This is a genomic window from Acinetobacter sp. FY731 (genome assembly GCF_059515905.1).
Map to the genome: position 1 here is coordinate 68320 of NZ_JCAKNB010000009.1, position 23389 is coordinate 91708.

Sequence of the window (23389 nt, forward strand, 5' to 3'; positions counted from 1 at the left end):
ATTTATATGCACTAAGTTAATTCTTGCTAAAAATAAATATGCTGTTATTTGACTGAAATAAAAGAATTGCTTTTGTTTTGAGCAGGGATGCATTAGAATATGTGCTCCCTTACCTGCAGGTCGTTGTTGCAATGGTGCAGAACGTTCCGAACAGGTGTTTAAAGAGGTTGTTATGGCTAAGTTAAAAACTCGCCGTGGTGCAGCTAAACGTTTCAAAGCGACTGCAAACGGTTTCAAGCGTAAACAAGCGTTCAAACGCCACATTTTGACCAAAAAATCTGCTAAACGTATCCGTCAATTGCGCGGCTGTGTAATGGTTCACGTAAGTGACGTTGCTTCAGTTCGTCGTATGTGCCCATACATCTAAGGAGATTATAAATGGCTCGTGTAAAACGTGGTGTTCAGGCGCATCGTCGTCACAAAAAAATTCTTGCTCGTGCTAAAGGTTACTATGGCGCGCGTTCACGTGTTTATCGTGTAGCGTTCCAAGCAGTAATCAAAGCAGGTCAATACGCTTACCGTGACCGCCGTCAAAAGAAACGTCAATTCCGTGCTTTATGGATTGCGCGTATCAATGCTGGTGCTCGTCAAAATGGTTTGTCGTACAGCCGTATGATTTCTGGCTTGAAAAAAGCTCAAGTTATCATCGACCGTCGCGTACTTGCTGACATCGCTATGCATGATTCAGTTGCATTTGCTGCTATCGCTGAAAAAGCGAAAAGCGCATTAGCTGCTTAATCATCTTAGATGATTTAAAAAAGACCGCTTTTAGCGGTCTTTTTTATTGCCTAGAATTTATTGTAGATAGAGCTTTATATGAATATTGTCATTGCAATTGAAATATTAAAATTTTCATTGCAGATTAAGTTGTGACTTTGCTGTTTAATTTGAATCTTGAAATGCGTCTTAAAGCGTTAAAAGAACATTCTGAAAAATATTTACAAACCAAAATAATAACCAATTAAGCAAATAATAACGGTAATACAAATAAGTGTGAAAACACCTGATTTTTCGGCGGTTGTTTTTGGGTTAGGTTTATTTTCTTTTTTGAGGTTTAAGATATTAGATGGAGTGGGTTCTTCTAATGGGCTCTCTTTGATTAAAACTGGTGTAAGTTGTGCTGTTTTATAGTGGTTGGCAACTTTCGTAATGAATTTTGCATGTAAATCGTCAATATGCTGTGAAAAATTACGTATGTTTAGCTGTTCATCGGGGCTAATAACGCTGCCATCATCTTGGTATGGATGTTGTATTTTTTGCTGAATAAAAGTTGAAAGTGCTTCAATGGTGTGAAGAGTGTTGTGAGCGTAATCAGCTTGATAGTCGGTTGGTAGTAAAGATAAGTGATTTTCAGTAGGAAGTTTAATTTCCTCTACAGCACTATTTGGTAATATAAGTCCTGTATAAGGCATATTGGCATTGAGTGGACGTTGAAAACCAAGAGTATATGGATGATTAAATAATTCATTTGCCATATAAGCTTGAATATCATCCCAATTGGGTTGTTTAAAATCTACATCAAGTTGCTTTGCAAGTTTTGAGTTGAGCTCATAGCGCCATAGTACTTCCTGACGAAAATGGCTTGATTGTTTTTGAGGTGCTTGGTATTCATCTTCAGATAAATACCACTCAGGTAATTCTTTACCAAAAATCCATGCTGTTTTTTTGTTTGCCACATGGCTCACAATGAAATGAGGAAAGGCTAGAAGTTCTACATTGGTATTTGGATTTTTTTCATCACTTAGTAAGTTTGAATTGTGTAGGCTTAAGCGCTGAACGCCTTGTTTTTTTAGACCTTCAAGCCAAATATGAAAATGCTGTGCAAGTAAATGTTGTGACATTAAGTCACGGAATAAAAAACTATGTTGATCGAATATAGCGTGGTTAATCCAACGATTGAAGTTTAAATCTTGATTTAAAAACTCATTTCCGTAAGTAACTAAGGTTAATTGTTGTTTCCAAATTTGATCTAGTGCCATCGTGAATGATCTCGTCGTTATTATGAATATCTTATACTTTTTATAAATCTATATGCTAATCAAATTTTACTTACAGCATAACTTCATAAAAGCGACTAAAAACTGTTAGAATATGTGGTTTTATTATATTTTTTAAATTGTTGCTTTGAGAGTTACTATGTCACTGGAAGCCCTGACCACTGAAGCGCTTGCTGCGATTGCAGCAGCAGAGGACCTTGCTACACTCGATCAAGTACGAGTGCAATTTACAGGGAAAAAAAGCCAGCTTGCTGAACAATCGAAGTCGCTTGGTAAAATGGATCCTGAAGAACGTAAAGTTTTTGGTGCCCAAATTCATGCTGTGCGTGAAGCAATTACGGGTGCGTTAACGGAGCGTCAAGCAGAATTGCAAAAAGCAGTACTAGAACAAAAGCTTGCAAGCGAAACTGTAGATATTACATTGCCGGGTCGCGGTCAAACTGTTGGTAGTATTCATCCTGTTACGCAAGTACAAGAGCGTATTTGTCAGTTCTTTACTAAAGCAGGTTTTACTGTTGCGACTGGTCCTGAAGTTGAGGATGATTATCACAACTTTGAAGCATTGAATATTCCGGGTCATCACCCTGCACGTGCAATGCATGATACTTTCTATTTCGATGTAAACCATCTTTTACGTACGCATACATCGGGTGTGCAAATCCGTACGATGGAAACTCAGCAACCGCCAATTCGTATTGTGTGTCCAGGTCGTGTATATCGTTGCGACTCAGACCAAACACATTCGCCAATGTTTCATCAAATTGAAGGTTTATACGTAGCAGAGAACACAAGCTTTGCTGAGTTAAAAGGTTTGTTGGTGAACTTGCTGAACGAATTTTTTGAAAAAGACCTTAAAGTACGCTTCCGTCCATCTTATTTTCCGTTCACTGAACCAAGTGCAGAAGTAGATATTATGGATGAGCGCGGTAAATGGCTGGAAGTATTGGGTTGCGGTATGGTGCATCCGAATGTTTTACGTTCTGCAGGTATTGATCCAGATAAATATAAAGGCTTTGCATTTGGTCTTGGTGTAGAGCGTTTTGCAATGCTTCGTTATGGCATTAACGATTTACGTATGTTCTACCAAAATGATGTGCGTTTCTTACGCCAATTTGCTTAAACAGATTTTTTGTAAATTCTCTCCTAACCTCTCCTTTATAAAAGGAGAGAAACTTCTCGAAATAAATTAAAAGTAGAGAGGTTCTTCCTCTTAGTTGAAGGGAGTTAGGGAGGGATTAAGAATTTAGATATATAGGTTTTTATAAATGAAAATTAGCGAAAATTGGTTGCGCACATGGGTAAACCCTGCAATTGATAGCGATACACTATCAGACCAACTGACTATGCTTGGTTTAGAAGTGGATGATTTATCTCCAGCAGCAAAACCATTTACAGGTGTTGTGGTTGGTGAAGTTTTAACAGTAGTACAACACCCTGATGCTGATCGTTTACGTGTAACAACAGTAAATATTGGTTCAGGTGAGCCACTTCAAATTGTATGTGGTGCGCCAAACGTACGTGTAGGTATGAAAGCTCCTGTTGCAACTGTTGGTGCTGTTTTACCAGGCGATTTCAAAATTAAAAAAGGCAAACTTCGTGGTGTTGAATCGCAAGGTATGCTTTGTGGTGCATCTGAAATTGATTTAGAAGACAAAATTGATGGTCTTTTAGAACTTCCTGCTGATGCACCTGTAGGTGTAAATGTTCGTGAATATTTAAACCTTGATGACAATGTGATTGATATTAGTATCACACCTAACCGCGGTGATTGTTTTAGTATCCGTGGTATTGCACGTGAAATTGGTGTGATTAACCAACTTCCTGTAACGGCACCTGAAATTAAAGAAGTTACTGCAACAATTACTGACGAAAAGAAAGTTGTTGTTGAAACTGATGGTTGTCCACGTTATTTAGGTCGTGTGATTAAAAATGTAAATACTAAAGCTCCAACTCCTGAATGGATGGAGCGTGCACTTGCTCGTTCGGGGATCCGTCAACATAGTATTCTTGTTGATATTACTAACTATGTATTAATGGAGTTAGGTCAACCTTTACATGCTTTTGATGGCGGTAAAGTTGAAGGTGCGGTACATGTTCGTCAAGCAACGGCAGCTGAAAAGTTAACTTTGCTTAATGAGCAAGAGGTTGAGCTTTCTGAAAATGTAATGGTCATTGCAGATGATAATAAAGCACTTGCAATTGCAGGGATCATGGGTGGTTTGTCATCTGCTGTGTCAGATACAACAACTGAAATTTTCTTAGAATCTGCATTCTTTGATCAACTTCATATTGCAGGTCGTGCGCGTAGCTTTGGTCTACATACCGATGCATCTCAGCGTTATGAACGTGGTGTAGATTTTGAATTGCCAATGATTGCAATGCATCGTGCATCACAATTAATTAGCGAACTTGCTGGTGGTGAATTCGGCCCTATTACTGTTGCAGAAAAAACAGAATTATTGCCAAAACGCGATGCGATTGAATTGAAGCAAGCTCAAGTTGATCAATTACTTGGTTATAAAGTTGAATCTGATTTTATTACAGATGCTTTAACTCGTTTAGGTTGCACTGTTACTGTTAACGCTGAAGGTGAGTGGACTGTAGTACCACCATCACATCGTTTCGATATGGTTATTTACCAAGACTTGATTGAAGAAGTTGCACGTATCCATGGTTATGACAACATTCAAATCAGTCTACCTGTTATTGATGTAAAACTTGCAAAATACAAAGATCAATTTGAACTTGCACAATTGCGTCAAACAGTTGTTGCGCTAGGTTATCAAGAAGCAATTAGTTTTAGTTTTGCGGATTTGAAACTTGAAAAGCAATTAAACCCTGCTGTGAATCCATTGGCATTGGCAAACCCAATTTCAAGCGACTTAGCAGTAATGCGTTCTACATTGTTATCAAGTTTGATTCCATGTGTACAATACAACATTAATCGCCAGCAAAGTCGTGTTCGCTTCTTTGAATTAGGTTTACGCTTTGATTATCAAGATGCAGCAAGTATTCATGATCTTAAGCAGATTCCAACTTTAGCGTTAATTGCTGTTGGTTCAAAGAGTGTTGAATCTTGGCATGGTAAAGTACAAGCAATGGATTTCTTTGACTTCAAAGGTGAGGTAGAGGAAGTTTTAGCAGCGGCACGCTTAAATGTTGAATATGTACGTTCAGAAAAATCGTGGTTACATCCTGGCCAATCTGCTGAAATTTTAGTAGATGGAAAATCGATTGGTTATTTAGGTCGTTTACACCCATCTTTAGAAAATGCACTAGATTTGGGCACAACTTGGGTTGCTGAACTTGATCAGCAGGCTGTTTTGCAAACTTATGTATCTAATTTTACAGAATTATCACGATTTCCATCGGTTAGACGTGATATTGCGCTTTTAATTAATGATAAGATTAATGTTAGCGAAATTCAGCAACTTATCGAAAAAACAGGCGGAGAGTTATTAGACTCTACTTGGTTATTCGATGTGTATACTGGTCAAGGTGTTGAAGAAGGCAAGCGTTCACTCGCATTTGCTTTGTTATGGCAACATCCATCACGTACACTTGAAGATGCTGAAATTAAATCTGGTATGGATAACATACTTCAAGTTTTAGAACAAACTTACCAAGCTACATTGAGGGCCTCATGACAGCACTAACAAAAGCAGAAATGGCTGATCATTTAAGTGAGCTCACGAGTTTAAATCGACGTGAAGCAAAACAAATGGTCGAGTTATTCTTCGATGAGATTAGCCAAGCGCTAATCTCTGGGGAACAAGTTAAACTTTCAGGTTTTGGGAATTTCGAACTACGTGACAAACGTCAACGTCCAGGTCGAAACCCTAAAACAGGTGAGGAAATTCCGATTTCCGCTCGCCGTGTTGTAACCTTCCGTGCGGGACAAAAATTCCGTCAACGCGTTGGAAATGAGCAGATCGATTGATCTGCTTTTTTATGCCTTTAATTGAATGAAATATCGGTATTGTTATTAAGGGCTTTGTTATACATGTGACTTAAAGCATAGTGAATAGATTTTTTATAAATTTTAGGCATAAAAAAAGAGAACCGAAAGGTTCTCTTTTTTTTGAGTAAATAATCGTTAGATTATTTAGCTTCAGAAGCAGCAACTTCAGAAGCAGCATCGATAGCTTCAGAAGCAGCAACAGTAGCTTCAGAAGCAGCAGCTTCAGCTTGAACAGCAGCGTCAGATGCAGCAACAACTTCAGAAGCAACAGCTTCAGATGCAGCAGCAGGAGCTTCTTCAGTTTTTTTAGCACAACCAACGAAAGCTAAAGTAGTAGCAACTGCAGCAGCAATAGCGATTTTTTTGAATAACATGGCATCACTCTCTAAAAGAATTAGATTAAAAATAACCTACGTTAGCCTGTAGTTTGCTTTTATTATCCTAAATTTGTTAGGCAGTAACAATGCATGAGCAGTCTAACTGGTCTGCGGCTATCCTATCACTGAGCATGGGGAATTGCTACTAAAGATTAAAGAAAAATGTTTAAAAAATGACTAATTTTTAGGTTTATTAACAGGAAATAACTATAAAAAATTAAATATAAATAGGATAAGTGCAATATAAACCCTTAAATTTACTATGGTTTTTGTTAAATAAATTATAATAATCATAAACTTAAAAATAAAGTTACATAAAAAAAGAGCAAATGTTTATTTATGTAATTGATGTCAACCAAATAAAAAGGGCTATCGTTTAGATAGCCCTTTTATTGAAATATAAGTGAATATTAGTTTGAAGCTTTACGTTTCATTTGATCAAAGAAATCATCATTAGTTTTCGTTTCTTTCATGCGATCAAGTAGGAATTCCATTGCGGCTAACTCATCTTGAGTATGAAGTAACTTACGTAAAATCCAGACTTTACGTAGATTATCTTCACTCATTAAACGCTCTTCACGACGAGTACCAGATTTTTTGATATTCATTGCAGGGAATACACGTTTTTCTGCAATACGACGATCAAGTGTAATCTCTTGGTTACCAGTACCTTTGAACTCTTCGTAAATAACTTCATCCATTTTACTACCTGTTTCAATTAAGGCAGTAGAGATGATTGTAAGAGAACCACCTTCTTCAATATTACGTGCAGCACCGAAGAAGCGTTTTGGACGTTCTAATGCGTGTGCATCAACACCGCCTGTTAATACCTTGCCTGAAGAAGGGATTACAGTGTTATAAGCACGCGCTAAACGCGTAATAGAGTCAAGTAAGATAACAACGTCTTTCTTATGCTCAACAAGACGTTTTGCTTTCTCAATAACCATTTCAGCAACTTGTACGTGACGAGCAGGTGATTCATCAAATGTAGATGCAATCACTTCACCACGAACTGTACGTTCCATTTCAGTTACTTCTTCAGGACGTTCATCAATAAGAAGAACGATTAAGAAAACTTCTGGGTTATTACGTACGATTGATTGCGCAATGTTTTGAAGTAACATTGTTTTACCCGCTTTTGGCGGAGCAACAATAATAGAACGCTGACCTTTACCGATAGGGGCAACTAAATCGACAACACGTGCTGTTAAATCTTCAGTTGTACCGTTACCTAGTTCCATTACCAATTGTTCAGTTGGGAATAAAGGTGTTAAGTTTTCAAATAAGATTTTGTTACGCGCATTTTCTGGTGTGTCGTAGTTAATTTGATTTACTTTTAATAAAGCAAAATAACGTTCACCTTCTTTAGGAGGACGAATAGTACCGTTAATGGTATCGCCAGTGCGAAGGTTAAAACGACGAATTTGAGATGGGCTGATATAGATATCATCAGGACCAGCTAAATACGAACCTGCTGCTGTGCGTAAGAAACCAAAGCCATCTGCTAGAATTTCGAGAACGCCATCACCAAAGATCTCTTCACCATTCATAGCATGACGCTTTAAGATGGCAAAAATGATGTCTTGCTTACGGTTACGAGCCATTCCTTCGAGACCCATAAACTCTGCAATTTTGATGAGTTCGCCAATCGGTTTTTTCTTGAGTTCTGTTAAATTCATATGTGGTCAGATAGAAAGTGAAATTCTAAGGTACGGTTGGATAGAAAGCACAAATAGGCCGCAGACATGCAAAAAACGAAAGTAATTGATTCGCACAATAACAATTCAGAGAACTGAAATTTTATTAAAAAAGAAGTGTGAAAAACAATTTCTGTTGCCGAGCGGCATCTTATGTGTTGTGTCTTGTAAGAACTAAGGGACTAGAAACCCAATATTTCTTGAATATGCAATATAAGAGAGAATAAGGGATTTGTCAATTTCTAGCCGAAAAAAATACGCTATATTTCATAGCGTATTTTTTAATCTTGATGATTCTGTCTAAATTCTTAGATATTTTCATCAATGAAAGCAGTTAATTTAGATTTTGGAGCAGCGCCAACTTGTTGTGCTACAACCTCACCATTTTTGAACATTAACAAAGCAGGAATGTTGCGGATGTTGTAGTTCACAGCTGTTTGTTCGCATGAAGTTACATCAACTTTAACAATTTTAACTTTACCTTCGTATTCTGTAGCTAATACTTCTAGTACAGGTGCAATTGCTTTACATGGCGCGCACCAGCCCGCCCAAAAGTCAACAAGTACAGGTGTGTCAGATTCTAATACGTCTGCAGAGAAGTTAGCATCTGTTGTGTTTACGATGTTGCCAGACATGGGTTTTGCTCCGATATAATCTTTTTAAAGATGGTATTAATGTTCTTAGTATTACATAGCCATCTTTAACAATGTAGGGGTATAGTTAAATTTTCAACCTTTCTGTATTTTTTGTCTAATTGATGCTCACGATGATGATAATCGTGTAACACTATTGTCATAAATAAGAAAAAGTGATGGATGCCCAAAAAACACATTATAAATGGCTTTTAAATTGCATGTAGGTGAATTACTCTAGTCACAGTTCTGAATAGGTTTATTTATAGAATGTCTGATTTTTTAATTGATGAAGAGTTACTTGCTGCTATTGATATGGGATCAAATAGCTTTCATTTAGCTATTGCTCGTGTAGATCACGGAGAAGTAAAAAAAGTTGCGTCAATGTCAGAAAAAGTGCAATTGGCAGCAGGCTTAGATGAAAATAAGAACTTAACAGAAGCAGCTCAACAACGAGGTTTAGCTTGCTTGGCTCGTTTTGTAGGGCGTTTAGGATCAGTTCAGCCAAACCGTTTGCGTATTGTAGCCACAAATGCTTTACGCCAAGCGAAAAATGGACATGAATTTATTCAAAAAGCGGCTGAAATTTTACCAAAACCAATTGAAATTATTGCTGGTCGTGAAGAAGCTCGTCTTATTTATTTAGGTGTATCTCACACCATGGAAAATAGTGGGCGTCGTTTAGTTGTTGATATTGGTGGTGGTTCAACAGAGTTGATTATTGGTGAAGAGTTTGAGCCAATTCATACAGAATCATTGCAAATGGGCTGCGTCGCTTTCACTAAAAAGTTTTTCCAAGATGGAGAAATTACAGTAAAAGCGTTTGATAAAGCATTTGTTGCAGCACGAAAAGAATTATCAGGTATTGCCAATACATATAAAAAAGAAGGTTGGGATACTGTTGTTGGTTCGAGCGGAACTATTAAGGCGTGTCGTCAAATTATTGTAAATATGGGCTGGAGTGATGAAAAAGAAAGTCTCACTCGTGAAGGTCTAGATAAGTTAAAAGATAAGCTATTTAAATATAAACATATTTCAGATATGGAATTTGATGGTCTCAAAGAAGATCGTCGAGCAGTTTTGCCAGCAGGCATTGCCATTTTATATGCCGTTTTTGATGTTTTAGAGATAGATTCACTTTTATATTCTGATGGGGCATTACGTGAAGGTGTAATGTATGACCTTTTAGGTCGTTTCCAGCATGAAGATATTCGTGATCGAAGTGTTCAAGCACTTATGGGGCGTTACAACTCAGATCCTAAACAAGCAGAACGTGTCGTTAAAACAGCGCAGCATTTGTTTGATTGTGTTGCTGAAAAACTACATTTAACTAGTGATGATAGTGATTTACTGCGTCGTGCCGCTTATTTACATGAAATTGGCTTAGCGATTAGTCACGCTGGTTATCATCGTCATGGTGCATACTTATTGCAACATTCTGATATTGCTGGTTTCTCACAAATTGACCAAAATCATCTTTCTCATTTAGTTGCTCATCACCGTAGAAAGTTACGAAGTGATGCTAAATTTGACATTATGAAAGTAGGTGGTAGCAAATTACTGCACTTATGTCTATTGCTTCGATTATCTGTTTTATTAAATCACAGTCGTAGCGATGAGATGCTTCCTGCCATTGAATTGGTGGTACATAATGAGCAACAATGGCAACTAAGTGTTTCTGGCGATGCAAAACAATGGCCTTTACTTGTTGCAGACTTGCATGATGAGCAAGCGCAATTTAAGCATTGTGACATTGAATTGAATATTCAGGCGGAACAATTCATTCATTAACGTACGGTTAATTTAAGGATAAGGTCGACCTATGAAAAATAAAACAGTCCAATCTAAAGCATGGGCAACAGTTCAAATTGCACGTCATCCTGAACGTCCGCAGTTCCTAGATTACGTTGGTGAAATTTTTACAGAATTTGATGCTTTGCATGGTGATCGCTTATTTGGTGATGATGGTGCAATGGTAGGTGGTTTAGCTCGTTTTGATGGTCAACCAGTGATGATTGTTGGTCAACATCGCGGTCGTAGCACACGTGAAAAATTACAGCACAATTTTGGTATGAGTAACCCAGAAGGTTATCGTAAATCTCAGCGTCTTTTAGATATGGCTGAGCGTTTTAATCTTCCTGTATTGACTTTTATTGACACAATGGGCGCATACCCAGGTGTTGGTGCTGAAGAGCGTGGTCAAGCTGAAGCTATTGCAACAAGTCTTGCACAATTGTCTAACTTAAAAGTACCTGTAATTGCTACTGTACTTGGTGAAGGTGGTTCTGGTGGTGCTTTAGGTATTGGTGTTGCAGACCGTGTGATTATGCTTTCTCACAGTATTTATTCAGTGATTTCACCTGAAGGCTGTGCTTCAATTTTGTGGAAAACAGCTGAAAAGGCTGAACAAGCAAGTGATGCATTGGCGCTTACAGCTGAAAAATTGAAAAAAATGGGCATTGTGGAATATGTTGTAGATGAAGGTGAGGGTGCTCACTTACATCCAGAACAAGTTATGCAAAACTTGAAGACTGTGTTAAAACAAGCGCTTGAAGAATTGCAACCAATGGATGCGAATGAACGATGCGAAGCGCGTTACCAGCGTTTAATGAAGTTTGGCAGCGACAATTTAGGTCTAACTGCTTAAAACAACTTCAGAATTTTCCAGAAAATTCTTCGTTTTTAATAGGGTGTAGCGGTGGCATGGATTCCATGTTGCTTCTGCATCTGATGTCACTGTTATACCCAGAAAAAGTTCGTGCAATTTATGTTGATCATCAATTGCAGTCTTCAAGCGAACAATGGGGCGAGTTTGTTTTGGCGCAATGCCAACAACTGAATGTTCCATGTATTGTGCAGGCTGTAAATGTTGCTGATGGCAATTTAGAAAGCCAAGCAAGATCAGCTCGATATCAAGCATACGAACAACATATCCAGTCTAATGAAATTTTAGTCCTCGCACATCACCAACAAGATCAAGCTGAAACCTTAATACTTCGCTTACTTTCGGGTGCAGGTATTCATGGTTTATCTGCTATGCGTGAAATAGATTGCCGTGAAAGTTTAACTATTTGGCGACCACTACTTAATACGTCACATGATCAAATTTGCCAATGGGCGGATCAATTGAATGTGCAAAATATTCAAGATCCGACAAATAGTGATACGCATTATGATCGAGCATGGTGTCGTGAAGAGTTGTGGCCTATTTTGCAGTCACGCTTTCCAAAAATGCAGCAAGCTTTAGTTCGAACCAGTTATTTAATGCAAGATGCTGAAGAAATTTTGCATGAGGTGCTATTACAAGATTTAGAGTGTTGTGGTGATGATATAAAATTAAATTTAAATGAATTCAATAAACTTACTTGTGCAAGAAAACGTCAGCTTTTATCGTATTGGATGAAAGGTCAGAATCAGTATCGACCATCATTTGATATGGTTGAACGTATTCAAAATGAAGTAATTGATTCAAAATTAGATTCACAAGCTGCGGTACATTGGAGTGGATTTTATTATGCTCGCTATCAGCAAGTGTTATATCGAATTTCAAAAGATGTATTTCTGGCGGAAAAATCAATTGATTTAACACCCATAGCTCAACAGTTTAAGTTAAATGAATGTATTTATTTACCTTCGGGGCAATTTCAAATTTCCACTCAAGATATAGGCTTGTCTTTTGAGTTGCTTGAAAAACCATTGTGTTTAACGATTAGACAAGGTGGTGAAAAAATTCATTTGTATGGTCGAATAGGGGCTTGGCCGTTAAAAAAAGCCATACAAGAAGCACAAATTTTTCCATGGCAACGTCATACAATACAAATATTAAGCATAGATAATGTTATGCTAGGTGCGTTTACACCGAAAGGTTTTTGGTTGGCACAATCTGTGTATTGTGAAACAGGTGGTTGGCAACCAAAGTTAATGAACAAAGATCAAACTCATAGATGAGCGTGAAAAAATGACGGCAGTTTTAGATTGTAATATTAGTTTTATTGGTGGCGGTAACATGGCCCAAGCCTTAATAGGTGGCTTGATTGCACGTGGTTTACCTGCAACACGTATTACAGTTTCAGATCCAGTAGAACAAGTACGTCAGTTGTTGCAAGAAAAGGATGTGCAAGTTACTGAAGATAATGTGGCAGCAATTCAAACAGCAGATGTAGTTGTTTTTGCAGTAAAACCACAAGTTTTGGCACAAGTTTTAAAGCCGTTAAATGGGCTATTTACGAATAAATTGGTGATTTCAATTGTTGCGGGTGCTGAAATTTCAACAATTTCAGAGTTGCTTGGAACTAACCAAGTTGTCCGTGTTATGCCAAATACACCTGCACTTGTTCAAACAGGCGCGCATGGTTTATATGCAACAGAAGCTGTCTCTGAAAAAGACCGTAATTTGGCAAGTCAAGTTTTAGCAGCAACAGGGTTGGCTATTTGGGTAAATACAGAAGCTCAGATTGATGCTGTAACCGCAGTTTCTGGTTCTGGTCCTGCATATTTCTTCTATTTAATGGAGAGTATGATTCGTGCAGGTAAAAACCTAGGTTTAGATGAAAAAGTTGCAACAGAATTGACTTTGCAAACAGCCTTGGGTGCTGCACAAATGGCAATTACCAGTTCAAATACACCAGCAGAATTGCGTAAGAATGTAACGTCACCCAATGGTACAACACAAGCTGCGATTGAAGTTTTTGATCATGGTCAAGTTTCACAAACCATTCAAGCTGCATTAGCTGCTGCGCAAAAGCGTAGTCAGGTGCTTGCACAAGACTTGAGTGATAGCGTTAAATAAATTTGAATTAATTAGGAAAGTTTCGATATGGGTGCAAATTCTGCGCTAATTTTTGGCATCATCATTAACGTAGCGATTTTGCTCGTATTCTTCCGCTTTTTAATGCAATTGGCAGCAGTAAGCCCTTATAACCCAGTTGTACTTTCTACGGTAAAAGCAACCAAAATTGTGGATGTTTTTAGCCGAATTTTTCCAACTGTTGCAAATGGACGAGTAAATTTAGCAGCATTAGCTTTAGTTGTTGTGCTGTATTTGTTGAAAATTTTTGGCATGATGTACTTAGCAGGTGCAATGCCAAATAGTCCTATTCACTTGGTTATTTTAACTTTTGTGACGATGATTCAAGATTTAATTCGCTTTTGTCGTTACTTAATTTTTGCCACTATTATTTTGAGCTGGGTTGTGATGTTTACACAATCGCGCTCACCTTATATTGAAGTCATTCAAGAGTTAGCTGAGCCTTTACTTGCGCCATTTCGTCGTATTTTACCGAATATGGGAATGATTGATCTTTCTCCAATTGTTGCTTTCTTAGCATTGTTTGTTGCAGAAATTATTATGAATGAAGTCGCAAAAGCATTATTGATCGGGCTATAAAATTTCAGCAATAAAAAGGACGCTAATGCGTCCTTTTTTATGTTAAAGCGAAATTTCCTCTCTTTTTAGGAGAGGGGTAGGGAGAGGTATTCCCAACCTTCCTCCTACAAGGAGAAAGAAGCTTTACATTAATGCGCTTCATCCCAGTTTTTACCTTTACCTACTTCTACAATAAGTGGTACTGAAATTTGTAAAACAGATTGCATGACTTCAGCAAGTTTTGGTGCAAGCTCATCTGCAATGTTTTCATCAACTTCAAATACCAATTCATCGTGTACTTGTAAAAGCATTTTGGCTTGATCTTTTGGAAGCATTTTTTCAACCTCAATCATTGCCATTTTAATGATATCTGCTGCTGAACCTTGAAGTGGCGCATTAATCGCTGCACGTTCAGCGGCTTTACGTACCATCATATTTCGGGCATCGATATCTGGTGTATATAAACGACGACCTAAGATTGTTTCAACAAAGCCTTGTTCTAAAGCAACTTGGCGAGTGCGTTGCATATACTCATAAATGCCAGGGTAGCGATGGAAGTATTGCTTAATATAATCTTGCGACTCTTGGCGAGTAAAACCAAGTTGACGAATAAGACCAAATTCAGACATGCCGTAAAGTAGACCGAAGTTTACAGCTTTGGCTTGGCGGCGTTGATCATTGGTCACATCTTCAAGTGCAATGCCTAAAACTTCTGAAGCTGTACGACGGTGAACGTCTTGCCCATTATTAAATGCATCAACTAAAGCAGCATCTTGTGAAAAATGTGCCATTAAGCGAAGTTCAATTTGTGAGTAATCGGCAGCAAGTAAAATACGACCTTTCGGTGCAATAAATGCTTTACGAATTTGACGCCCAATTTTTTCACGTACAGGAATATTTTGTAAATTTGGGTCAGTAGATGATAAACGACCTGTTGCCGTTAAAGCTTGATGATAGCTTGTATGTACACGATGTGATTCATCATTGGCTTGTTTTAATAAGCCATCTGTATAGGTGCTTTTGAGCTTCGATAAACCACGATATTCTAAAATTAAATCTGTAATCGGGTGATCAATTTTTTCTAAAACACTTTCACTTGTACTGTATTGACCTGTAGACGTTTTCTTTCCACCTTTCAGACCTAACTTATCAAACAAAACCTCACCAACTTGCTTTGGTGAGCTGACATTGAAGCTTTCGCCTGCAATTTCAATAATTTGATTTTCTAAATTTTGAATGGTATTAGCAAAATCTACGCCTAACTCATCTAAGAAGTTTAAATCTAGCTCAATACCGTTTTCTTCCATCATTGTTAAAACGTGAGCAACAGGCATTTCAATATTATGAAGAAGATTTAAAAGTTCAGGGTGCTTACGTAATTTTTCATCTAAAACTTCATAAAGACGATAAGTCACATGTGCATCTTCAGCGGCATAATGTGCTGCTGTTTCAATTTCAATTTGATTAAAGGTTTTTTGTTTAACACCTTTGCCTGCAACTTGTTCGTAAGTTGTGGTGAAGTGACTCAAATATAAACGTGAAACATCATCCATACCATGGCGTGTTGCAACAGAATTTAATACATAAGATGCAAGCATGGTATCGAAATACCAACCTTGTAACGCAATGCCGTGATTTTCTAAAACGTGTGCATCATATTTTAAATGATGTCCAATTTTTTGAATTTCAGGGTTTTCTAATATTGGTTTAATTTGAGCTAAAACGGTTTCACGATTTAATTGTTCTGGAGCACCTTCATAATCGTGTGCGAGCGGAACGTAATACGCATCTTTCGCATCGAAGGCAACAGAAAAACCGACAATTTGTGCAATACGATAATCCAAGCTTGTTGTTTCTGTATCAAAAGCAAAACGCTTTTCTGTGTTTAAGCGTTGGAATAATTTGTCCCAATCTGCTTGAGTTAAAACGGTATGATAAGTTGCTTCACCGAGTTGATCATCTACACTTGTTACAGATGCATGATCTTCATTTTCTGTTGATGCTGCTACAGTTGTATCTTTTACAATCGCTTTAGTTGCTTGCTTGTAGGTTGCATTATTGGGGTTGTTTGGATGATCCAATGACTGTAATTGAGTACGGAATTCTAGCTCAGTATATAAGTTACGAAGTGCATCGACATTTGGATCTTGTAGTTTTAAGTCATCATAGCCAAAGTTTAAATCTAGATCGATCACAATACTTGCAAGTTGATGGTCTAAGGCAATGCCTTCTGCGCTGTCTTTAATGTTTTGACCAACTTTGCCTTTAATTTTATCGACATTTTCTAAAATACCGCCGATAGAACCGTATTCTGTAAGTAGTTTGGCAGCAGTTTTCGCACCAACACCAGGAACACCCATAATGCCGTCAGAAGCATCACCCATAAGAGTCAAGTAGTCGATAATTTGATTTGGCCAAACGCCAAATTTTTCAAATACACCATTTACATCAAGTGGACGTTCTTTAAAACTGTCTTCTAGGGTCACTTTATCAGTCACAAGCTGCGCCATGTCTTTATCTCCTGTAGAGATAAGAACTTGATGACCTAAAGCTTCGGCACGTTTTGCTAAAGTACCAATGACATCATCAGCTTCAGCACCAGGAAGGGTATGTAGCGGAATACCTAAAGCACGAATAAGCGCATGTAGATATGGAATTTGTTGTGAAAGCTCATCAGGCATACTCGGACGATCACCCTTATAAATAGGTGAAAGCTCATGTCTGAAAGTTGGTTCGGGAGTATCGAAAATAACAGCCATATGTGTAGGCTGAATTCGACGCATTAACTTTTGAATAGCGGCAATTGCACCACGGACGGCATTTGTTTGCAATCCTGTTGACGTGGTTAATGGGGGCACAGCGTGAAATGCACGAAATAAAAAGTATGAGCCATCGACCAAGACAAATGGTGGCATTGATAAAGTCCTTATCCAAATAACGGTGTTATTGTACGTGATTTTTGAAGTTATCGCAGAAACATGATTTTAACGCTAGATTATCGAAGATCTATACAAGATAAAATATGTGAGTGTGTGGAGTTAATAATATAAATAGATAAAAAATCCCTCAAATTGGAGGGATTTTATTTTTGAAAAAATTATTTTAAGTCAGGTTCACGTTTAACTTCTTTCTCATTTGCATATTGATCGATATCTTCCTGTGTTAATGGTCGAAGAGGATGATCGACAAAGCCCATTTTGGGTACAGGAATTTCAATTTGATTTGAAAGGAAACCATTTCGAATACGTTCTTGCATTTCATCACGAACTTTTAAGAAGTTTTCTTGCTGGCACCAAACGGCAAAAAGTAACTCAATTGATGATTCACGGAAAGCCGTTACGGTAACCGCAGGCTTTGGATCGGTAAGTACCAAGTGATATCTATTTGCAACATCCAATAAAACTTCACGTACTTTAATGATGTCTTCGTGGAAATTAATAGCAAGCGTAATCGGGATTCGCCGTATGGGAAACTTAGATAAGTTTTGTACGGGGGCTCGAATAAGTTGCTCGTTTGGCAAACGGACATAAATATTATCTTGTGTAAGAAGTTTCACTGATAGTAAATCAATCGAAATCACTTCACCTTCAATGGTATGTCCACGGATAAGTGTAATTTGAATGGTATCTCCAATTTCAAAGGAGCCTTCGCCAATCAAGAAAATACCACTAATTAAGTTAGATGCAGATGTTTGTGACGCAAAACCCAGTGCAACCGTTAAAATACCTGCTGCACCCAAGAACACACTAAGTTTAAATCCAGCTTCCTTTAGACTTGTCATAAAGAATAACAAGAAAATGAAGTAGAAAATCCCTCGACGCCAAATAAGACGTTGATGTGCGTTAAAACGAGATCCGATAGTACGAATAAAGGTGTTTGAAATAAAACGTGCAATTAGAAAGCCAATAAAACATAAAATAATTGCGACTAAAATTTCAGTTAAACGATCTGTATTAATATTGGTAAATATACCTGTGATCGTTTGGGTAACATCTTTTGTAATTTGATTATCTGCCATGTTACCCCCTTAGAAAAATGATTCAAACATATTAAACAACATACCAGCAGGCTCACGTGGTGGATGAAGATAGGTAACTTCGCCAGCAAGTGGTGGTGTTCTATTTTCTAAGCGAATTCGGGGAGGTCTATCTAAACCTTCATGAATGACTTTAATTTGAGAAGTCCATAAGCGATCTGTTGTTTCACTATAAAATAAAGGTAAAGCAGGAACAGGGACGCTCATTCGATCAAAACGAAGTTGCTGATTACTTGTGTTATGAAATTCAATAGGTGTAACGGCACGAAATGCACGACGTGTAAGTTGTTTTAACTCTGTTCTACCATCGACGGCTGTGGCATAACAAATTTCCCCAGTACGAGGGTTAGGGCCAAACCAAGTATCTTTAGGTAAAATAATAGGTAAGTCGAATATTGGCTCTTTGTGACCTTCAATAAAGCCTGATAGCCATAAAGGTGTACTAATATATAAGGTTCCACGTTGACCAGCAGGAATGTAAATCGGGTCAATAGGTTTAATTACGACTGATCGATTTGCAAGGCGTGGTAGTAATTGTAATTTACTTTCAGTTTTCCTGAACATGTAGCGTTCAATTTCAAGCGGTTGAGGAAATCCAAAATTTGGATCTTCAATTTTATGCCACACTTGTTCATAGTCATATTGAACTTGAGGGCGATGGTATTCCAAGCGCCACTCTTGCATGCCACGAGTAATACGAAAAAGTAGAGAGCCAAATTGCCATGCTTGAGGAATATTGAGTTCGAATTCTTTTTCTCCCCACCACTGAATGTCATGAGGATTAGATTTTAAAAAAGTATTATTTTCTGACAATTCAATATCCTTCTTCTTCCTAGGTACTAAACAGACGTATTGTTACTATATATCTTAACGTATATGTAAATTGAATTATTTCAATATTATTATGGAAACAAGCATAAGATGTTTAAATAGTTACAAATTAGTAAATATAAATTTATAACACAATTTGAAAAGAGTGCTTATTTAAAGCACGCAAATAAAAAATCAGTAGTACGTGCTACTGATTTTGAATGCACTAGCTTTACTTTACCAAAGTTCGATAATTTTACTCATTAATTGTGCACGAAATGGTGCTGTCGGGTTGCCTGCGTTACGACGAGTTTCATTTTCATAAAATTTCTGCCATGTTTGTATCATTTCTAATGAAACATCTTGGCTTTTAAGTTTTTGAACGTCTTCTTTGGTGATGTTGTTTAATCTCTTTTCAGCACCATCAGGTCCTGTTCCCCAACCAATAACCCCTTGTCCGAATGAAGGAAGACTCATGTTATTTGGTGTAGGTGGTATTTCTAAACGTGGAATATTTGGATTCACTAAAGACTGTATTTGTGGGCGAACATTTTTTGAAATAGTGAGTTCTGCAAATACTGTTGATGACATACAAATAAGGAATGTACTAACGATGGCGTTTTTTAGCATAATAATAGGAGATGGATGTAAATAAGAATCATTATTATAATATAAGCTTGCTTGTATTTAAAATGATATTGTTCTGAAAGACGATATATTAGTAATTGATTAAAACGCGATGATTCATGAGTGGCATAGAGTCACGAATCACTTGTTGTTCAGCTAAGTCGAAGGGAACGGTAATAAGCTGAGCTCCTTCATTTTCAACACTCGCTAGAATTTTCCCGCGAGAATTGGTTGCAGCTGTATGCCCCCAAGTTTGACGTTTCTCACCGTGCCAACCTTGTTGAGCGGCACCTAAAACTTGACATTGACTATCCATTGCACGTGCTTGTAATAACAGTTGCCAGTGCATTTCACCTGTTGTGTAGGTAAAAGCAGCTGGTGCAGTTAAAATATTTGCACCTTGGTTCCGAAGCATGAGCGCTAGCTCAGGAAAGCGTAAGTCATAGCAAACCATTAAGCCGATGTTGCCAAACGGTGTTTTTGCAACAACAACTTCTGTTCCTGGTTCAAAGTTTTTAGATTCTTGATATCCACCAACAGCATCACTTACTTGTACATCAAATAAATGAATTTTGTCATAGCGAGCTTCAGTTCTTTCAGGGCTTATACATAAGCTCGACGTTCTTACACGACCATCTGAAATAACGCTACCATTTGGACGAAATGGGCATGGGAGAGTGCCTGCAATAATCCAAATTTGATATTGATGCGCTAAGTTCTCAAGACGTGCTTGAATACTTAAGAATCGTTCAGCCGTATCACGTTGTTTACCTGCAGCAAAACAAATGAAGTTTTCAGGAAATACAATGAGTTCAGCACCATCTGCTTTACTTTGTTGAATTAATGATTCAATAACAGTGAAGTTTGCTTCAATGTCATTTTGGGAGTTCATTTGTGCAACGGAAAGTAAAGTCATGGGGGAGATACCAAAAATTAGATTAAACGTTTTGGTTAGACGTTTGCTCTAGATTGTCTTGTTCTTTTTGAAGCTGTTTAACCAAAGGTTCGAACATATTTTCGTTACTTTGATTTAACTTCATTAATGTTTTGTGAGCATCTAAAACTGTAGTGAGCATTGCGCTATGCGTAATATGTTCTTCCATTAATGCAAGAGTGCATACAGAAGGATCACCACAGTAATTTAAAATCACAAAAACCTGACCCAAGCCCATACTGTTGGCTAAGGTTGTAATATCTGGATTTGTAGAGAGCATTACAGCTTGAATATTATGAGCTTGTTTAAGCTTTAAGCCTAATTTCGCTAAAATTCCTAAAACTGTACTATCAATAAATGTTGTTTGCGTCATATCTACGATAGCGCCGACTACATTTTGTTGCTGTTCAATTTTACTAAGAAGTTTGTCTAAACTGATGCAAGATTGGGCACGCACTTCGCCAATAAGCTTAAATATATGCGTTCCATCCAAGCTTACGTATTCAACATGACCTGTTGACATATAAATGCCATTTGCAGAGAAGGATAGAAAATTATCCCATAGCCAATCTATAGACTCAAGTATTAAACGGTCTTATCTGCTATGCTATGTTTTTAAGTTATTGAAAATAAAGTTAATTTATTCGCTTTAAGCTGAGGATGGCAATATCATCTGCCACATGTTCAGGTGCTTGAAATGACTGATTTTTTAAATGGAAGACTAATTGTTCAAATTGTTCGCTTAAACCACCATCGAAAGGTTCAAGTGCGCCATCAGAACAAATAATAAAGCGTGCTTGTTTATTTAGTGTGCATTCAAACTCTTCAACTTCAAGGTCTTCAGTAAGTCCCAATGGAAAGCTACTTGTATTTAAAACAATTGGTGTTTGATTGGGTTCAAAAATAATGGCGGGAGGATAGTGACCTGCACTAGACCAACGAAGTTGATGTGTTTCTAGGTTTAAAATACCGCTGATCATCGTAATATGCTTTTCAATGTTCTCTTGAACAAGCATGCCGTTTAATTTTTTGATTAACTCTCTAGGTGATTTTGAGCGACCATGAAAAGCTGCCATCCATGAAGTGAGTAGGCTACTTGTGACACCATGTCCTGAAACATCAGCTAAATAGAACATTAATTCTTTATCACTAATTTTCCAATAATCGAACCAATCGCCAGATAAATAAGCTGAAGGTTGAAATAAGGTTTCAACTTTATAATTCGTGAGTTCAATAGGGTTGGGAAGTAAGCGTTTTTGTAATTCTGCAGCTGAAGGTAGGTCGCGACTATCTTGATTTCGTTTATATTGCGCATCAATTTTTGAAAGTGCATTTTGAGGATTGCTAGGTAAATTATTCCATAGCCAACCTGCTAAAGCACCCATTTCCCAAGCTTGTGCTAAAGCAATTCCTTCAGAATCAAATGCTAGAACAATTGTAGGTAAAGACCATTGATAGGTTAAATAATCTTGAATATCAGCAATTGCAATAATAGTTGGATCATACAAAGAGATATCTTCTATACGAATCATTTGCACACTAGGAAGCGTCTCAAGTACATAATCTAATTGAGGGATGTCACGTGTGGGTTGAATGAAATACATATTAAAGTGTGTATGAGCCAGTAAAAGAATATAAAAGTACTATAACAATAAGATGGAGAAATACTAGAAAAAGTTAATACTCTCCATCATTGTTAAATCCGTTATTGACTGTTTAATGAATCATCTTGATCATCATCAGAAACGTCATCAATAAAGTTGATACCATCTGCATCTAAACCCTTCTTCTCAGCAATAATAAAGCTTTGACGCTGTAAATAGATATCACGTATTGCTGCGTATTTATCACCTTGTAAAACACCTTCAAGGTCAAGTAGTTGTGCTCGAGCACTGATACCGCGCAGTGCTTGATCAGTCCAATATATGCTGTTGTGATTTAAATAGTTTTGTGGGCGGCCAAAAGTATCAACAGCTAAACCAAAACCATCACGCACAGTACTTGGTCCAAAAACAGGTAAGACTAAATAAGGACCAGATGGCACACCATAATAACCAAGCGTTGTACCAAAGGTTTCTTTTTCACTATCTAAACCAACTCTACGAGCAGGATCAGCAAGACCTAATGTAGTTAGGGTGTTAAATGTAAAACGACCTAATGTTTTAAGTGCACGTAAAGGGCGTCCTTGAATAGTTTGGTTTACCGCGTTCCATGGCTCCCCTAAGTTTGTGCGAAACTGGTGATGAGACTCACGAACATCAACTGGAATTTTAGTTTGATACTGAACTGCGACAGGTCGAACAATTGTTCTATCTAAGGCATCGTTAAATGCAAATATTTTTCGGTTTAATGGTTGTAAAGGATCTTTAACATCATCTGGCTGTGCTGCGTTTGCATTCACTTTAAAATTTTTAACTTTAATGTTTTTTAGATCTTTAATAGAACTAGAATTTGAAAATGTTTCATCTGTCTTTATAGAAAGGTCTTCATTGGTTGCATTTGTATTGCTATCCGCTGCATGGCTGAGGCTAGAGAATAAGCCAATTGAGCATAGTGCCAACCAAATAATTTTTTTATCTTGCATAAGTAATCCCAGTACTTTTTATACAAAAAGCAAATGAAGAAAAATAGTAAATCAATAATAACAGTATTTTTGATGCTCGCAATGCTTTCTAATTAGGCAAATATGATAAAAAAAAGTAATTTTTGATCGAATAATACCCGTTTGATAGAAGAAAAATAAAAAAAGTGAAAAAGGGGGTTGTATTGGAATGGGAATGCTGTAGAATGCACATCCATCGGCGGTGATGAAGATTAAAACTTCTGATAAAACAGCAACTTAGCACGAAGTGTTGAGATTAGGTTTTAGAAAGAAAGTTTAAAATAATTTGAATTACTTGTTGACTTTCTAGAGATAGAGAGTAATATAGCCGACCTAGCTTGCTACTGACGA

Annotated in this window: 22 protein-coding genes; 10 read left to right on the forward strand and 12 right to left on the reverse strand. The window is 37.4% G+C overall.

Annotated features, from left to right (window positions below):
* The first annotated feature begins 172 nt into the window (after positions 1–172).
* The gene (rpmI, locus tag AC5YC8_RS11575; RefSeq protein ID WP_001096359.1) at positions 173–367 is read left to right on the forward strand and encodes a 50S ribosomal protein L35; all 195 of its coding nucleotides are present in this window, start codon (positions 173–175) and stop codon (positions 365–367) included.
* An 11-nt stretch (positions 368–378) separates the two neighbouring features.
* Positions 379–738, forward strand: coding sequence for a 50S ribosomal protein L20 (gene rplT / locus AC5YC8_RS11580; protein ID WP_496119140.1), 360 nt, complete (start codon positions 379–381; stop codon positions 736–738).
* 200 nt (positions 739–938) lie between these two features.
* On the opposite strand, the gene AC5YC8_RS11585 is transcribed toward rplT, so the two are convergent.
* On the reverse strand, positions 939–1979 hold the full coding sequence (locus AC5YC8_RS11585) for a hypothetical protein (protein WP_496164633.1): 1041 nt from the start codon (positions 1977–1979) through the stop codon (positions 939–941).
* Positions 1980–2136: 157 nt separating this feature from the next.
* On the opposite strand from AC5YC8_RS11585, the gene pheS reads away from it, so the two are divergent.
* From pheS to AC5YC8_RS11600, 3 genes are all read left to right on the forward strand, one after another.
* Positions 2137–3117, forward strand: a complete 981-nt coding sequence (gene pheS, locus AC5YC8_RS11590) for a phenylalanine--tRNA ligase subunit alpha (RefSeq protein WP_496119146.1) — start codon at positions 2137–2139, stop codon at positions 3115–3117.
* A 145-nt stretch (positions 3118–3262) separates the two neighbouring features.
* Positions 3263–5644 carry a phenylalanine--tRNA ligase subunit beta gene (pheT, locus tag AC5YC8_RS11595; RefSeq protein ID WP_496164634.1) on the forward strand — a complete coding sequence of 794 codons (2382 nt, stop codon included), beginning with the start codon at positions 3263–3265 and terminating at the stop codon, positions 5642–5644.
* The gene (locus AC5YC8_RS11600) at positions 5641–5937 is read left to right on the forward strand and encodes an integration host factor subunit alpha (RefSeq protein WP_004649746.1); all 297 of its coding nucleotides are present in this window, start codon (positions 5641–5643) and stop codon (positions 5935–5937) included. The genes pheT and AC5YC8_RS11600 overlap by 4 nt, the downstream gene beginning before the upstream one ends.
* A gap of 161 nt (positions 5938–6098) precedes the next feature.
* On the opposite strand, the gene AC5YC8_RS11605 is transcribed toward AC5YC8_RS11600, so the two are convergent.
* From AC5YC8_RS11605 to trxA, 3 genes are all read right to left on the reverse strand, one after another.
* The gene (locus AC5YC8_RS11605; protein ID WP_496119149.1) at positions 6099–6332 is read right to left on the reverse strand and encodes a hypothetical protein; all 234 of its coding nucleotides are present in this window, start codon (positions 6330–6332) and stop codon (positions 6099–6101) included.
* Positions 6333–6745: 413 nt separating this feature from the next.
* The gene (gene rho, locus AC5YC8_RS11610; RefSeq protein WP_496119151.1) at positions 6746–8014 is read right to left on the reverse strand and encodes a transcription termination factor Rho; all 1269 of its coding nucleotides are present in this window, start codon (positions 8012–8014) and stop codon (positions 6746–6748) included.
* Between the two features lie 326 nt (positions 8015–8340).
* A complete protein-coding gene (gene trxA / locus AC5YC8_RS11615) occupies positions 8341–8667 on the reverse strand; it encodes a thioredoxin (RefSeq protein WP_496119152.1) in 327 nt (108 codons plus the stop codon).
* A gap of 267 nt (positions 8668–8934) precedes the next feature.
* On the opposite strand from trxA, the gene ppx reads away from it, so the two are divergent.
* The 5 genes from ppx to AC5YC8_RS11640 are packed head-to-tail and all read left to right on the forward strand — an operon-like array spanning position 8935 to position 14050.
* On the forward strand, positions 8935–10455 hold the full coding sequence (ppx, locus tag AC5YC8_RS11620) for an exopolyphosphatase (RefSeq protein ID WP_496164635.1): 1521 nt from the start codon (positions 8935–8937) through the stop codon (positions 10453–10455).
* A gap of 31 nt (positions 10456–10486) precedes the next feature.
* A complete protein-coding gene (locus AC5YC8_RS11625; protein ID WP_496164636.1) occupies positions 10487–11311 on the forward strand; it encodes an acetyl-CoA carboxylase carboxyltransferase subunit alpha in 825 nt (274 codons plus the stop codon).
* Complete coding sequence (gene tilS, locus AC5YC8_RS11630) at positions 11248–12612, forward strand: tRNA lysidine(34) synthetase TilS (protein ID WP_496164637.1); 1365 nt, start codon at positions 11248–11250, stop codon at positions 12610–12612. Before AC5YC8_RS11625 ends, tilS begins: the two co-directional genes overlap by 64 nt.
* Positions 12613–12622: 10 nt before the next feature.
* Entirely contained in the window at positions 12623–13453 is an 831-nt protein-coding gene (gene proC / locus AC5YC8_RS11635) for a pyrroline-5-carboxylate reductase (RefSeq protein WP_496164638.1), read from the forward strand.
* 27 nt (positions 13454–13480) lie between these two features.
* The gene (locus AC5YC8_RS11640; RefSeq protein ID WP_496119157.1) at positions 13481–14050 is read left to right on the forward strand and encodes a YggT family protein; all 570 of its coding nucleotides are present in this window, start codon (positions 13481–13483) and stop codon (positions 14048–14050) included.
* A 128-nt stretch (positions 14051–14178) separates the two neighbouring features.
* Here AC5YC8_RS11640 and polA read toward each other — a convergent pair whose 3' ends face one another.
* The 8 genes from polA to AC5YC8_RS11680 all read right to left on the reverse strand — a co-directional run bounded on the left by polA (position 14179) and on the right by AC5YC8_RS11680 (position 23020).
* Entirely contained in the window at positions 14179–16944 is a 2766-nt protein-coding gene (gene polA / locus AC5YC8_RS11645; RefSeq protein ID WP_496164639.1) for a DNA polymerase I, read from the reverse strand.
* Positions 16945–17126: 182 nt separating this feature from the next.
* On the reverse strand, positions 17127–18047 hold the full coding sequence (locus AC5YC8_RS11650) for a mechanosensitive ion channel family protein (protein ID WP_496164640.1): 921 nt from the start codon (positions 18045–18047) through the stop codon (positions 17127–17129).
* Positions 18048–18056: 9 nt separating this feature from the next.
* Complete coding sequence (locus AC5YC8_RS11655; protein ID WP_496119163.1) at positions 18057–18878, reverse strand: DUF432 domain-containing protein; 822 nt, start codon at positions 18876–18878, stop codon at positions 18057–18059.
* Between the two features lie 234 nt (positions 18879–19112).
* A complete protein-coding gene (locus AC5YC8_RS11660) occupies positions 19113–19505 on the reverse strand; it encodes a DUF4951 domain-containing protein (protein ID WP_496119165.1) in 393 nt (130 codons plus the stop codon).
* Positions 19506–19593: 88 nt separating this feature from the next.
* The gene (locus tag AC5YC8_RS11665) at positions 19594–20418 is read right to left on the reverse strand and encodes a carbon-nitrogen hydrolase family protein (protein WP_496164641.1); all 825 of its coding nucleotides are present in this window, start codon (positions 20416–20418) and stop codon (positions 19594–19596) included.
* 22 nt (positions 20419–20440) lie between these two features.
* The gene (gene gigB / locus AC5YC8_RS11670) at positions 20441–20959 is read right to left on the reverse strand and encodes an anti-anti-sigma factor GigB (RefSeq protein ID WP_496164642.1); all 519 of its coding nucleotides are present in this window, start codon (positions 20957–20959) and stop codon (positions 20441–20443) included.
* Between the two features lie 112 nt (positions 20960–21071).
* The gene (gene gigA, locus AC5YC8_RS11675; protein ID WP_496164643.1) at positions 21072–22040 is read right to left on the reverse strand and encodes an RsbU family protein phosphatase GigA; all 969 of its coding nucleotides are present in this window, start codon (positions 22038–22040) and stop codon (positions 21072–21074) included.
* A gap of 101 nt (positions 22041–22141) precedes the next feature.
* On the reverse strand, positions 22142–23020 hold the full coding sequence (locus tag AC5YC8_RS11680) for an MlaA family lipoprotein (RefSeq protein WP_496164644.1): 879 nt from the start codon (positions 23018–23020) through the stop codon (positions 22142–22144).
* Positions 23021–23389 lie beyond the last annotated feature (369 nt).